Annotated in this window: 13 protein-coding genes; 4 read left to right on the top strand and 9 right to left on the bottom strand. The window is 63.2% G+C overall.

Annotated features, from left to right (window positions below):
- Nucleotides 1–342: 342 nt before the first annotated feature.
- The 3 genes from RVY79_RS05780 to RVY79_RS05790 are packed head-to-tail and all read left to right on the top strand — an operon-like array spanning nt 343 to nt 2716.
- Nucleotides 343–1224 (top strand): 3-keto-5-aminohexanoate cleavage protein, encoded by an 882-nt coding sequence (locus tag RVY79_RS05780; RefSeq protein ID WP_317463088.1) that lies wholly within the window; start codon nt 343–345, stop codon nt 1222–1224.
- A 17-nt stretch (nt 1225–1241) separates the two neighbouring features.
- Complete coding sequence (locus RVY79_RS05785; protein ID WP_317463089.1) at nt 1242–2243, top strand: 3-hydroxyacyl-CoA dehydrogenase NAD-binding domain-containing protein; 1002 nt, start codon at nt 1242–1244, stop codon at nt 2241–2243.
- Nucleotides 2243–2716: a thioesterase family protein gene (locus RVY79_RS05790; RefSeq protein WP_317463091.1), complete on the top strand. Its 474-nt coding sequence runs from the start codon at nt 2243–2245 to the stop codon at nt 2714–2716. Before RVY79_RS05785 ends, RVY79_RS05790 begins: the two co-directional genes overlap by 1 nt.
- Before the next feature lie 96 nt (nt 2717–2812).
- Here RVY79_RS05790 and RVY79_RS05795 read toward each other — a convergent pair whose 3' ends face one another.
- The 6 genes from RVY79_RS05795 to RVY79_RS05820 form a co-directional block, all read right to left on the bottom strand.
- Nucleotides 2813–4084, bottom strand: a complete 1272-nt coding sequence (locus tag RVY79_RS05795; RefSeq protein WP_317463092.1) for a TauD/TfdA family dioxygenase — start codon at nt 4082–4084, stop codon at nt 2813–2815.
- A gap of 92 nt (nt 4085–4176) precedes the next feature.
- Entirely contained in the window at nt 4177–5157 is a 981-nt protein-coding gene (locus RVY79_RS05800; RefSeq protein ID WP_317463093.1) for a GlxA family transcriptional regulator, read from the bottom strand.
- A gap of 163 nt (nt 5158–5320) precedes the next feature.
- Nucleotides 5321–6175 carry a glycine betaine ABC transporter substrate-binding protein gene (locus RVY79_RS05805; protein ID WP_317463094.1) on the bottom strand — a complete coding sequence of 285 codons (855 nt, stop codon included), beginning with the start codon at nt 6173–6175 and terminating at the stop codon, nt 5321–5323.
- An 81-nt stretch (nt 6176–6256) separates the two neighbouring features.
- Nucleotides 6257–7525, bottom strand: a complete 1269-nt coding sequence (locus RVY79_RS05810) for a Xaa-Pro peptidase family protein (RefSeq protein ID WP_317463095.1) — start codon at nt 7523–7525, stop codon at nt 6257–6259.
- Nucleotides 7526–7588: 63 nt separating this feature from the next.
- Complete coding sequence (locus RVY79_RS05815) at nt 7589–8485, bottom strand: hypothetical protein (protein WP_317463097.1); 897 nt, start codon at nt 8483–8485, stop codon at nt 7589–7591.
- A gap of 168 nt (nt 8486–8653) precedes the next feature.
- Complete coding sequence (locus tag RVY79_RS05820; RefSeq protein ID WP_317463098.1) at nt 8654–9538, bottom strand: LysR family transcriptional regulator; 885 nt, start codon at nt 9536–9538, stop codon at nt 8654–8656.
- A gap of 98 nt (nt 9539–9636) precedes the next feature.
- Here RVY79_RS05820 and RVY79_RS05825 point away from each other — a divergent pair, with 98 nt between their 5' ends.
- Nucleotides 9637–10158, top strand: coding sequence for an ankyrin repeat domain-containing protein (locus RVY79_RS05825; RefSeq protein WP_317463100.1), 522 nt, complete (start codon nt 9637–9639; stop codon nt 10156–10158).
- Nucleotides 10159–10244: 86 nt separating this feature from the next.
- Here the strand turns inward: RVY79_RS05825 and glnK are convergent, their stop codons facing one another.
- From glnK to RVY79_RS05840, 3 genes are all read right to left on the bottom strand, one after another.
- Complete coding sequence (gene glnK / locus RVY79_RS05830) at nt 10245–10583, bottom strand: P-II family nitrogen regulator (protein WP_178999049.1); 339 nt, start codon at nt 10581–10583, stop codon at nt 10245–10247.
- 159 nt (nt 10584–10742) lie between these two features.
- Nucleotides 10743–11993, bottom strand: coding sequence for an ammonium transporter (locus RVY79_RS05835; protein WP_317463102.1), 1251 nt, complete (start codon nt 11991–11993; stop codon nt 10743–10745).
- A 27-nt stretch (nt 11994–12020) separates the two neighbouring features.
- Nucleotides 12021–12359: a P-II family nitrogen regulator gene (locus RVY79_RS05840; protein ID WP_011508451.1), complete on the bottom strand. Its 339-nt coding sequence runs from the start codon at nt 12357–12359 to the stop codon at nt 12021–12023.
- Nucleotides 12360–12500 lie beyond the last annotated feature (141 nt).

Below are 12500 nucleotides of genomic sequence, written 5' to 3' on the forward strand. Positions count from 1 at the left end.
CTCCTTTCGTTCGTCGTCGCCTGGCGTGGTGCGGGCCTCGCGTCGATGGTGCGGGGCGTCTCTCACAAATGGCGGTGTTGCCCTGATAGATTTGTCAGACAACATTATAAATAGCGCGGTGACGACACAATACGTCTTTGGATCAATGTTGCGTCGCTGGTTTTGGACATTGTTTGGGTGTGGGTTTTGACCTCGGGCAATACAGAACCGCTATGGGACTAAGACTTGCGACGTAAAACGCCAACCGCATGACGTGTCATGGCAATCCTTTTGTCGTTGGGCTTTCGATAATGAGGGCGTTCGACGGCATCACGCCGCCACTTAGACGCTCAGGACGCCACTATGAATCGAAACGTCATCCTCACCTGTGCCATCACCGGTGCCGGTGATACGGCCGACAAGCATCCCGACCTCCCCATCACGCCCAAGCAGATTGCCGATAGCGCCATCGAGGCCTCGCGTGCCGGGGCGAGCATCGTGCACTTGCACGTGCGCGATCCAGAAACCGGCGGCGTCAGCCATTCCAGCGAGTACTTTCGCGAGGCGGTGGGGCGCATCCGCGAGGCGGATGTCGACGCGGTCATCAATATCACCGCAGGCGGTGGGGGCGATCTGTTCCCCGAGGTGCGCGATGGCGCCATCCATGGCCTCGAGGGCACCGATCTGCAGACGCCGGCGGAGCGCCACGCCCCGGTCGGCGAGCTATTGCCGGAAATCTGCACCCTGGATTGCGGCAGCCTCAACTTCGGCGACATGGTCTATCTCAATACCGCCGACTGGTTGCGCGAGCATGCCCGGTTGGTCAAGGAAGCCGGCGTCAAACCCGAGCTGGAGTGCTTCGACTTGGGGCATGTGTGGTTCGCGCGGCAGTTGATCGACGAAGGCCTGATCGAAGGCGACCCGCTGTTTCAGCTGTGTCTGGGCATCCCCTGGGGCGCCGAGGCGGATACCGAAACCATGCTGGCGATGCGCAACAAGCTACCTGCCAACGCTCATTGGTCGGCATTTGGCATCGGTCGCAGCGAGATGCCCATGGTCGCGCAGTCGATGCTGCTCGGCGGCCACGTACGCGTGGGGCTCGAGGACAATCTCTATCTCAGTCGGGGCGTATTCGCCACCAATGCGCAACTGGTGGAGCGTGCCGCCACGATTGCCGAAAATCTGGGCGGGCGTGTCCAGACGCCGGCCGAAACCCGCCAGACGCTCGATCTGCGTCAACCGTGAGCGACAAGGAGAGCCTGATGTCTCGACAGACTGCTGAACGAAGCACGGCCGAACAAAGCGTCGCGCCGGCGCGCGTCGCCGTCATCGGCACCGGCGTGATCGGCAATGGTTGGATCGTGCGGGCCCTGGCGGCGGGTTGCGAGGTCGTCGCCTTCGACCCGGCCCCCGGCGCCGAGGCGACGACGCGTGATTTCGTCGCGCGGGTCTGGGACTCGGTGGCGACGATGGGCTTGGCCGACACGGCGGACCCGGCCAAGTTGCGTTTCGCGGCCTCGCCCGCTGAGGCTGTCGAGGACGCCGACTTGGTCCAGGAAAACGTGCCCGAGCGCCTCGAGATCAAGCATAACGTCCTGGCGGAACTGGATGCGCATGCGCCCGAGGGCGTGGTCATCGGCTCCTCGACCTCCGGCATCAAGCCCAGCGAGCTACAGACGGCCTGCACGCGCGACCCCGGCCGCGTCATCGTTGCGCATCCGTTCAATCCGGTGTACCTGCTGCCGTTGGTTGAGCTGGTGGGCGGCGAACATACCGCGCCGGTTGTCACCCAGCGCGCCCGGGCGCAGTACGCCGCGCTGGGCATGCGGCCGCTGGTGGTGCGCCGCGAGATCGAGGGGCACGTCGCCGACCGTTTGATGGAAGCGCTGTGGCGCGAGGCGCTGCATTTGGTCAACGACGGCGTTGCCACCACCGAGGAGATCGATGCCGCCGTGGTCTATGGCTGCGGCTTGCGCTGGTCACTGATGGGCACCTTCCTGACCTTCCACCTGGCCGGTGGCGAGGGCGGTATGCGCCACATGCTGCATCAGTTCGGGCCGGCGCTGAAGCTGCCATGGACCAAGCTCGAAGCGCCGGAGTTGACCGACGAGTTGATCGAGAAGGTCGCCGACGGTTGCGAGCATCAGGCCGCCGGGCGCAGCGTCGCCGAGCTGGAGACACGGCGTGACGCCTTCCTCACCGAGCTGCTGGCGTTGACGCGCAAGTACTGGCCGGAAGCCGAAGGGCTCGAGGGACGCATCTGATGAGCCAGACGACAGCCAGGCCGCTGCTGGAAACCCGGGTGGCCGACGCCTGGGTCGACTACAACGGCCATATGAACGATGCCGAGTACGCACGGGTGTTCTCGCTGGCCGTCGAGGCATTGATGGCGCGTATCGGCCTCGATGTGGCGGGGCGCGCCGCGCATGGCTACACGCTCTATACCCTGGAAACGCATCTCTGCTACCGCCAACAAGCGCATCGTGGCGAGGCGCTGGCGGTTGACCTGACGCTGCTCGACGCCGATGCCAAGCGTTTGCACGTCTTCTTCACCCTGCGCAACGCCGATGGCGACCCACTGGCCACCAGCGAGCAGATGCTGATGGGGATCGATGTCGCTAGCGGTAGGCCTGGACCGTTCCCCGAACCGGTGGCGGCGGTTATCGAGACATTGCCGTCCGCCGGAGACGAGTGGCCGAGCGCTGCGGGGCGGCGTATCGGGATCGTCCGCCGCTAGCGCCGAATCGAGCGTCACGGCACACCATTCTCCCTCGCTGCAAGAACCCACCCATGGCTTGCCATGGGTGGGTTCTTGCGTGTTTGCAGGTCTGGATCAGCCCTGGCTGAGTGCCTCGACGCGTTGTTGGCGGTGGGCACGGCGTAGCATGCGTAGCCGCGAGCGGGCTTCGTCACGCTCGAGATAGCAGCCTTGCAGCCAACGCCGGCCGCCCTGGCCGACATCGAAGGCGTCACGGGCATGCAGCAGGCGGCGGTTGTCGAAGATCACCAAATCGCCGGGCGTGTAGGTGAAACGCAGCGCGAACTCGGGCTCGCGCAGCAGGCGCTGCAGGGCCATCAAGGCGGCGTAGGCGGGCTCCACGTCCTCGAATGGCACCATCAAGGGGCCGCGCAGGAAGTCGGCGATGCGGACTTCGTCGAAAGCGCCGTTGTCATCGAGCTGGATCATCGGTGCGTACCACACATGATCGGTGGTCCGGGCGGTGTTGGCGTAGCACCAGTGCACGCGGACGAGCGTCGCGAAGTGCTCGGGATGACGCTCGCGCAGGGCCTCGGCCACGGCGAAGCCGTCCATCATCACTGCTTCGCCGCCGACGGTGTCGTTTTCCAGACAGTGCAGCAACTGCAAGCCCGGCTGATACTCGCGGGTGGGCAGATCGACGTGCGGCGGTAGAGCGATCGAGGTGTAGGCATTGGAGTCGGGGTCGGGCTTGGCGCGTACGTCGAACAGCGTGCCGAAGTTCGTGGCGCGCGGGGGACCGATGCGGCGGGCGATGGCGTCGAGGCTTCCGGGTTCGGTGGGCAGGTTGCGTAGTCGCACCAGGCCTTCGCCGATGACGGCTTCCAGCGCTTGTTCGAGGCAGCTATCCAACGCCTGGGGATCGGCCTCGGTGTCGAGCCAGCCGTGCGCATCGAGGGTCGTGGGCGCGTCGCGCTCGCTGCCTTTCCACAGTGTTGCGCGAGGCAGCGGGGCGTCGAGTTCCGCCAGGTGGGTATAGTCATGCGCGCGCAGCCAGCCGGGGTGAAAGCGCAAACGGCGTTGCTCCGGCGCGAAGACGACCACCAGCGCGCCCGCGTCGTCGAGAGTCGCTTCGGTGACGGTCGGCCAGTCTTCGAGACGCGAGAGATCGAGAATGCGCTCGCGGGTATCCAGGTTGACGGTACTCGCATCGGCGGCGTTCTCACGCAGCCAGATGCTGTGGTACTGGCTGACGCGGCCGTCCTCCCAGCGCACTTCCACCTGGCGCAGGGTCGGGCGCACCTCGACTATGGCGACCTCGATCGGCCAGGCGTCGTAATCCGGCGTCGCGGGGAGCGCGTCGCTGGGCGTATTGGCAGACGTAGTGGCAGGCGTGGAGAGGGTCATGACGGCATCCTTGGCTACAAAACGTAGCCCTAGCATGGCCCGACTCGTCGTCTAGATTTACACCTCAAGCGACGACCTCTTGTCGTAAGTCGTCATGTTGTTTCGTCAGGGCGCGGGCGGCGTGCCTGACGTGGGCTGGTACCGAAATACTGCTTGTAGGCCCGCGAGAAGCTGGAAGCCGAGGTGAAGCCGCTTGCCAGGCCGATGCTGAGGATGTCGCGGTCGGTTTCCCGCAATAGCTGGCGGGCATGCTGCAAGCGTAGACGCAGATAGTGATCGCGAGGCCGCTCGCCGAGTTCCTGCTCGAAGAGCCGCTGTAGCTGGCGTAGCGAGATGCCGATGCGCGCGGCGAGTTGGGTGAGTGACAGCGGCGTCTCGAGGTGACGCTCCATCAAGGCGACGGCTTCGATCACGCTGTGCTTGTGAGTGCCCAGGCGCTGGGTCAGATCATGACGCTGGTGGTCGTGGCGGGGCCGCATGCGGGCGTGAATCAACTGCTCGGAAACGTCAGCGGCCAAGGCATCGCCATGACGACGGGCGATCAGGTCCAATGTCATGTCCATCGCGGCAGTGCCACCGGCGCAGGAGAAACCGCGGGGGCCGACCTCGAACAGCGACTCAACGGCGTCGATCTCGGGGAAGCGTTCGCGAAACGCTGGCAGGCTCTCCCAGTGGAGGGTGACGCGTTGTCCTTGGAGCAAGCCGGCGCGGGCGAGGATCAGACTACCGGTGTCTATACCGCCCAGCACGCAGTCGCTTTGATGGCGTTGATGCAGCCAATGCAGCAAGTGGTGGGTCAGACGCTCCTCGGGCTCGAAACTGGCACAGATGGCGATGCTGGGTAGGGCTGGTGCTGAGGCGAGGGTGTCGTCGGCGAGCAGCGTCATGTCATTGCTGGCGGTGACCGAGGCGCCTTCCAGACCGATCACGCGCCAGGTGAAAAGGCGTTTTCCGGCGATGCGGTTGGCGATGCGCAGTGGCTCGACGGCGGAGAAGAACGCCATCATCGAGAAGCGCGGCAACAGCAGAAAGCCGATGGGCTCGGGTGACAGACCAGCATAATGTAGACGCATCTCTCCCCCGTGGCGGTGGCGAACGGTGACGCGCCGAGGTGCGCGGAGCGCTCACGATAGCAAATTAGGTTGCCGAGGGCTTGCGGGTCGCATCAGCGAGAGCGGAGGGGAAATAGGACAGGCTTGGAGGTGGGCCGGTCTTGGCGACCGGCCCGGGATGGGATCACTCCTTGTCGAGCCAGCTGTCGATGAGGTCGCGATGTGCCTCGATCCACTGCTTGGCGCCTTGCGTGGGGTCGCCGACATTTTCGATGGTCAGCATGAGGTCGGCCAACTGGGCGTGGCTCATGTGCCAGGTATCGAGCATCTCGGTAACCTCGGGATGCTCCTTGCCAAAGCCCTTGGGCGACATCCACATGATGTCGTCACCGCCGCCATAGCTCTCTTTGGGGTCCTTCAGCGCCTTGAGATCGTACTGCGCGTAGGCCCAGTGCGGTTGCCAGAGGGTGACGGCGATCGGCGCTTCGTTGGCATAGGCTTCCTCGAGAGCCGCGAGCATGGCGGGCCCGGAACTGTTCAACTGACGAAACGGCAGGTCGTAACTCTCGATGGCGTTTTCGGTCTCGCCGGAGATGGCCGAGCCCGATTCGATACCGATGATAGTCGGCTCGCCCTGGTAGACGAAGCGCTCGGCGTTGGCCTTGAGATCGCTGATGCTGTCGATATCTTCCATGTAAGCAGGCACCACCAGTTCGTCCTGGGCGCCGTCGTACCAGGCATCGTGAACGGCGATGCGGTCCTTGTAGGGCTCGATGTACTGGGCATCGCCATGCGGTAACCAGACTTCCAGCGAGATATCCAGATCGCCGTTTGCGAGCCCGCTGAAGAGCACGCTCTTGCCGGTGGTGGTCAGCTCGACAGCGTAGCCTTGCTCTTCGAGCAGTTGTTGCCACATGTGTGAGACGGCGATGTTTTCCGCCCAGTTATTGGTGCCGATGGTCAGCGTGTCGTTGGCCGAGGCGGTCATCGAGAGACCGGCCAGGCCGCAGGCGAGGAAAAGGGTATTTAACGGTTTCATACGCGTCCTTTTTGTGATGAGTACGGTTTGTGATGAGTACGGTTGGTGGTGAAGCGGAACACGTTGGTCAGTGAGGTAGCGTTATTCTGCCATTAACGTGTCGCAATAGCCGTAGGTCGAGAGGCGTTCGATGCCATCTTCGGTGATCAGCACCTGCTCTTCCAGCTTGACGCCCTCGGTGCCGTCACGGTGGCCGATATAGGCCTCGACGCAGAGCGTCATGCCGGGCTCGATGGCGCCGTCGTAGCCGACGTCGTCCCAATCCATGTCGTGGGCGATCAGCGGCCATTCGCCGGTCATGCCGCAGCCATGGACGATGTCCAGGTAGCGGTTCTCGCGATAGCCGTCGGGTATCGGCCACGCTTGTTGCGAGTAGTCGCGGAAGCTCATGCCGGGGCGCAGCAGGGCGATGTTGCGCTCGAGCTGGTCGGCGGCCATGCGGTACAGCGCTTTCTGCTCGGTGCTAGGCGCGCCTGCGCCGGGCACATGGAAGGTCCGCGAGAAATCGGTGTAGTAGCCGAAGCAACCTACGATGTCGGTGTCGAAGGCCACCAGCTCGCCTGGAGCGATGACCTTGTCCGAGCATTCCTGGAACCACGGATTGGTACGCGCCCCTGAGCTCAGAAGCCGAGTTTCGGCATATTCACCGCCGGTGGCCAGCACGTGCTGGTTGAAGATCGACCACAGCTCGTTTTCGCTCATACCGGGGCGTATGGCGGCTTCCATGCGCGTCATGGCGGCTTCGGTCAGGGTCACGGAGCGGTGGATCAGAGCCAGCTCGTCGAGACTCTTGATCGACTTGGCGCCCTCGACCACGGTGGTGGCATCGGTCAGCTGAAAGCCGGCCTGGCCCAGCGCCTCGATGGCGCCGGTGGGCGCGGACTCGATGCCCAGACGTTGTCCCCGGGTATGTGAACGCTCGAACAGACCGCGGATGTCATCGACGAAGGCCTGGGTATGTGCCGCGCAGCGCGGGCCGCTGTATTGCGGCATCACTGCGCGGGCGGGATGCACCTCGTCGAGCAGCTCGGCGTTGGCCGCCAAGTGCAGGCAGGCACTGAACTCATACAGTACCACCGGGCCATCCGCCGCGACGTAGAGATAGCGTGCGGGATTGCGCTGCGAGTAGACCTGCATATTGCGCACGCCGCAGGCATAACGAATGTTGATGGGATCGAACAGGATTACCGCGTCCAGTTCGTGATGTTTCATCTGCTGGCGTAGGCGTTGCAGCCGGTAACGCTCGACGCGTGATAGCAGCGCGGCGTCGAGCGTGGCATGGCGAAAGCTCCCACCGGCATAGGGGCCGCCCGTGGGGACGGATCCGGCGAGTGACACGATATCGCCCATGGCAAGGCATCCTTTTGTGAAGTGGAGAAATGGCGGTCGAGCGCAGGCACTTGGCAGCGAAACCTAGCCCATGAGCGCGTCGTGACGGCGCTGATTATCGGCATCGATATGCTGCTGGGTGACGCGGCCATAAATGCGCCGAGTGTGCTCCAGACTGCCCATCATGTCGGGGGTCTTGGCGTAGCCGAGCAGGGTGCACAGGCGTTGGCCCTTGGCGGCGGCGACGCGGTGCATGGAGTAGCGCCCTTTGAAGAGCTGCAGGTCGCCGGTGTTGAGCGTCAGCGATTCGACGTCGGTGTGGTCGCCCTCGAGCACGCGCTGCACGGCCGCGAAGTTTTCCTCGCCGGGACGGCGGATGCTGGGCGCGTACTGGAACTCACCCCCTTCATTGGGACGCCGCGTCATCAGGCTGACGATGAATTCGTTGGTATCGAAGTGCCAGGGCAACTCGGTGTCGTCGGGCATTACGTTGATGACCAGCCCGGCGATGGGATCGGCGAACTCGTAAATCACCGGCTCTTCGAGGCAGTCGGCCACGAAGCGCTGGAAATCGGGGTCGCGGTAAAGCTGCTGGACGATGGCATCCTCGGGGATCAGATCGCGCGCCACGAAGCCGTTGGTGTAGTGCTGGAAGAAGCGTGCGGGGTGATCCTCGGGCAGCGACGGGTCGTCCGGCGTGACGTAGGGATTGACGTTGTTGTCCGAGTAGAACGCCTGCGGTGCCAGGGCCTCGCTTTCCTCGCGCAGCGGTTCAATGAGGTCCTCGCGAATGAAACTCGATAGCAGGGCGCAGCCGTCGGTGCGCAACTGTTGGCGGACGCCCTCGACCGCTGCCCGGTAAGCGTCGCTATCGCGCTGCAGGATCGGGTAGCGGTCGAGATCGATGAAACGCGCCAGAGGATGATGCTCGGCGGTGACGTCTTGCGCGGTGGTGTGAGTTGCGAGCGTGGCCTGTGACATGAGATCGCCCTCCTGTGCGGTCGTTGATCGGGAGCCCTTGATTGGGAGTCGTTAATGCGGAGTAGCGATACGGTAAAAGGCGGGAGGGCGTGAAACTAATGAGAATGTCCGGCCATCTGCGACGAGATTCTTATCGGTCGCATGCGCCGTGGCGGATAGCGTCTTGTCTTAGGCGTCGGCGCGGTAGAGATGACGCAACGTGGTCGCCATCGACTCGGCGGCGGCGGTGATGTGGGGTGTCTGTGCATAGGCCAGATACCAGGGAATGCGTGGCAGCTCGCCGGCCAGGGGACGCATGACGACGCGCCCTGCCTGATGCGCGTCACGCGCCGCCCAGCGCGAGAGAATGCTCACGCCCTTGCCGGCGGCGACCAGGTCCAGAATCAAGGCCACCGACTCGATCTGCACCATGTGTGAGGGATAGATGCCGGCCGGCTGGAAGAAATGCTCGAATTCATGGCCGGATTCAGGAGTGATGCTGTAGGTGAAATGCCGCCCCTGATCGAAGACCTCGGCGGGTACCGCATCGCTTTGTGCATAAGGGTGACCGGGCGGCAACACGGCCACCAGCGGTTCCTCGAACAACAGCTGATGAGCGATGCCGCGCTGCGAGGGCACCTCGATCATGCAGATCATGTCGACGCGACTGGCGAGTAGTGCCGTGGTCATGTCCGCCATGGGCAGGCGGACCAGGTCGATGTCACGCGCGTGCTGGTCGTAGAGATGCGGAATCGCCCGCGAGAAGGTGTCGTAAGGGCCGATGCCCAGACGCAAGGCGGGCTCGGCGCGGCGTGCCAGTTGCCACGCCTCGAGCTCGGCGCTGCGCAGACGAGGAAGCACGTCGTGCGCGGTTTCGAGTAGACGTTCGCCCGAAGCGGAAAGCGTCAGCCGGCGTCCTTCACGGTGAAAGAGCGCCACGCCCAGGCGGCGTTCCATTTCACGAATGCGATGCGTGGCCGCGGGCTGGGTGATGCCGATGGCGGCGGCGGCATCGTGCACCGTACCGTGGGTGGCAATGGCGTCGATCAATACGTAATACTTGATATCCAGCATGGGACTCAGGGGCTCTTGGAGAGTGACGCGTCGCGTGAAACGACATGCTACGCTCTCGGCTAGGTGCGACAAGATCCCACAACAAGGAGCACGACACCATGTCGGACGATCACGACACCGCCAACGCCGAGCTGGACGAGGCCACGATTCGTCTGGCCACGGAGATCTTCAACAGCGCGCGCAACGGCGAGACGGAAAAGCTGCGCGGCTGGCTGGCCCAGGGCCTACCGCCCAACATGTGCAACGATAAGGGCGACAGTTTGCTGATGCTGGCCAGCTACCACGGTCATCTCGATGCCACGCGGGTGCTGCTCGAGCAGGGCGCGGACCCCGAGATGTACAACGACAACGGCCATCATCCACTCTCTGGCGCGGCCTTCAAGGGCGACCTGGCCATGGCCGAGCTGCTGGTCTCGCATGGCGCCTCGGTCAACGCCCGCTCTCCCGACGACAAGACGGCCTTGATGTTTGCCGCCATGTTCGACAACGCCGAGGTCGTCGACTTCCTGCTGGCGCAAGGCGCCGATTCCCATGCCACCGACAGTCGTGGCATGACGGCGAGCGAACTTGCCTCGGCGATGGGCGCGACGCAGACGCCCTCGGTGCTCGACGCCGTGTAAGCGCTTCTTCACCACGACCGTCTAGAAACGACAATGCCCCTGCGTCAGGGGCATTGTCGCATCATCGTACTGGCAGGTGTCGTGGCTTACACCGCGTCCTTGCCGGTTTCGCCGGTGCGGATACGGATGACCTGTTCGAGCGGTGAGACAAAGATCTTGCCGTCGCCGATCTTGCCGGTGTTGGACACCTGCGTGATGGCGTCGATCACCTTCTCGATCATGTCGTCGTCGACGGCGACCTCGAGCTTGACCTTGGGCAGGAAGTCGACCACGTATTCGGCCCCCCGATACAGCTCGGTATGCCCCTTCTGACGGCCAAAGCCCTTCACTTCCGTGACGGTAATCCCCTGAACGCCGATCTCGGACAACGACTCACGAACGTCGTCGAGCTTGAACGGCTTGATGATGGCGGTCACCAGTTTCATCGTCTTTCTCCTCGCATTGTATATGCGGGTGGCGCATACCACCCTCGATTATGCCCAACGATCATGCTTTCAAGCATACACCGCTGGTCGCGGGATTAAAAAAGGCCCCCCGAAGGGGGCCAGGGGAGCACGCCAGCTCACTCGGTACTCCAGCAAGGTTTACTTATTGCTGGAGGAAAACTCGGGGTAGGCTTCCAAGCCGCATTCGGCCAGGTCGACCCCTTCGTATTCTTCTTCTTCACTGACTCGCACGCCCATCGCGGCCTTGATGATCAGCCACACGATCAAGCTGGCGATGAAGCACCACAGGAAGATGGCGAGGGCGCCGATGATCTGAGCGCCGAAGGAGGCACTGGCATTGGTGAGGGGTACCACCAGCACACCCCACAAGCCGGCCACACCGTGCGCGGAGATAGCCCCCACCGGGTCGTCGATCTTGAGCTTGTCCAGTGCCACGATGGACACCACGACCAGCAGCCCGCCGACGGCACCGATGAGCGTGGCGCCCAGGCCCGTGGGTGACAGCGGATCGGCGGTGATTGCCACCAGGCCGGCGATGGCACCGTTGAGCGCCATGGTCAGGTCTGCCTTGCGGAACCAGATCTTGGCGAGAATCAACGCGGCGATCACACCGCCTGCGGCGGCGGCGTTGGTGTTGACCAGCACCTGCGCCATGTTATTGGCGGAGTCGATGTTGGAGACCATCAGCTCGGAGCCACCGTTGAAGCCGAACCAGCCCATCCACAGGATGAAGGTACCCAGCGTCGCCAGCGGCAGATTCGCCCCAGGGATGGCGTAAATCGCGCCGTTCTTGCCATATTTGCCCTTACGCGGACCAAGTACCAGTACCCCGGCCAAGGCTGCAGCCGCCCCCGCCATGTGGACGATACCCGAACCGGCGTAGTCGGAATAACCCAGCTCGGCGAGCCAGCCGCCGCCCCAGGTCCAATAGCCGGACGTCGGGTAGATGACGGCGGTCATCACCACAGCGAAGGCCAGAAATGCCCACAGCTTCATGCGTTCTGCCACGGCACCCGAGACGATCGACATCGCAGTCGCCACGAACACCACCTGGAAGAAAAAGTCGGCACGGTTGGAATAATAGATATCGCCGTTGCTGCCCATCACCTGGTCGACGGTGTTCTCGCCGCCCAGCAGGAAGCCCAGACTCGGCAGGAAGCCGCCAGCGCCACTGGAATACATCAAGTGGTAGCTGAACAGCAGATACATGGTGCAAGAGATGGCGAACAACACCACGTTCTTGGTCAGAATTTCCGCCGTGTTCTTGGCGCGGACCAAGCCCGCCTCGAGCATGGCGAAGCCGGCGGCCATCCACATGACCAGCACGGCGCAGACCAGAAAGTAGAAGGTGTCGAGCGCGTACGATAGCTGCGTAATATCTTCAGTCATTTATTGTGTCTCCCTTCAGCCCTTGCCTTAAACGGCGTCGGCTCCGCGTTCACCGGTACGGATACGAATGACGTCTTCGAGCGGCGTGACGAATAGTTTGCCGTCGCCGATCTTGCCGCTGTTCGCGGCATTACTGATCGCCTCCAGCACGCTTTCCAATCGGTCTTCCTCCACGGCGATTTCTATTTTTACCTTGGGAAGGAAGTCCACGACGTATTCAGCGCCGCGGTAGAGTTCCGTGTGACCCTTTTGGCGCCCAAAACCCTTCACTTCTGTGACGGTGATCCCTTGGACGCCGTTGTCGGCCAGCGCCTCGCGGACATCGTCCAGCTTGAAAGGTTTGATGATGGCGGTAATGAGCTTCATGCCAGTTCTCCCGTTGTCGGCTTGCGCCTCTCGGGACGTACGCAGAAGCCATGCCATATTGGCTGTGTGCCATTAAAAACAGTCGGTTATGGAAAGGTGTGAAAACCTCGCTGCATGTGGTGCCCAAACATGGACCGTCCC

The sequence above is a fragment of the Chromohalobacter sp. HP20-39 genome (assembly GCF_033052815.1).
Classification (GTDB): Bacteria; Pseudomonadota; Gammaproteobacteria; order Pseudomonadales; family Halomonadaceae; genus Chromohalobacter.

Coding starts and splice junctions, on each gene's coding strand:
- RVY79_RS05780 (WP_317463088.1), top strand. CDS start 343: ATGAATCGAAACGTCATCCTCACCTGTGCCATCACCGGTGCCGGTGAT.
- RVY79_RS05785 (WP_317463089.1), top strand. CDS start 1,242: ATGTCTCGACAGACTGCTGAACGAAGCACGGCCGAACAAAGCGTCGCG.
- RVY79_RS05790 (WP_317463091.1), top strand. CDS start 2,243: ATGAGCCAGACGACAGCCAGGCCGCTGCTGGAAACCCGGGTGGCCGAC.
- RVY79_RS05795 (WP_317463092.1), bottom strand. CDS start 4,084: ATGACCCTCTCCACGCCTGCCACTACGTCTGCCAATACGCCCAGCGAC.
- RVY79_RS05800 (WP_317463093.1), bottom strand. CDS start 5,157: ATGCGTCTACATTATGCTGGTCTGTCACCCGAGCCCATCGGCTTTCTG.
- RVY79_RS05805 (WP_317463094.1), bottom strand. CDS start 6,175: ATGAAACCGTTAAATACCCTTTTCCTCGCCTGCGGCCTGGCCGGTCTC.
- RVY79_RS05810 (WP_317463095.1), bottom strand. CDS start 7,525: ATGGGCGATATCGTGTCACTCGCCGGATCCGTCCCCACGGGCGGCCCC.
- RVY79_RS05815 (WP_317463097.1), bottom strand. CDS start 8,485: ATGTCACAGGCCACGCTCGCAACTCACACCACCGCGCAAGACGTCACC.
- RVY79_RS05820 (WP_317463098.1), bottom strand. CDS start 9,538: ATGCTGGATATCAAGTATTACGTATTGATCGACGCCATTGCCACCCAC.
- RVY79_RS05825 (WP_317463100.1), top strand. CDS start 9,637: ATGTCGGACGATCACGACACCGCCAACGCCGAGCTGGACGAGGCCACG.
- glnK (WP_178999049.1), bottom strand. CDS start 10,583: ATGAAACTGGTGACCGCCATCATCAAGCCGTTCAAGCTCGACGACGTT.
- RVY79_RS05835 (WP_317463102.1), bottom strand. CDS start 11,993: ATGACTGAAGATATTACGCAGCTATCGTACGCGCTCGACACCTTCTAC.
- RVY79_RS05840 (WP_011508451.1), bottom strand. CDS start 12,359: ATGAAGCTCATTACCGCCATCATCAAACCTTTCAAGCTGGACGATGTC.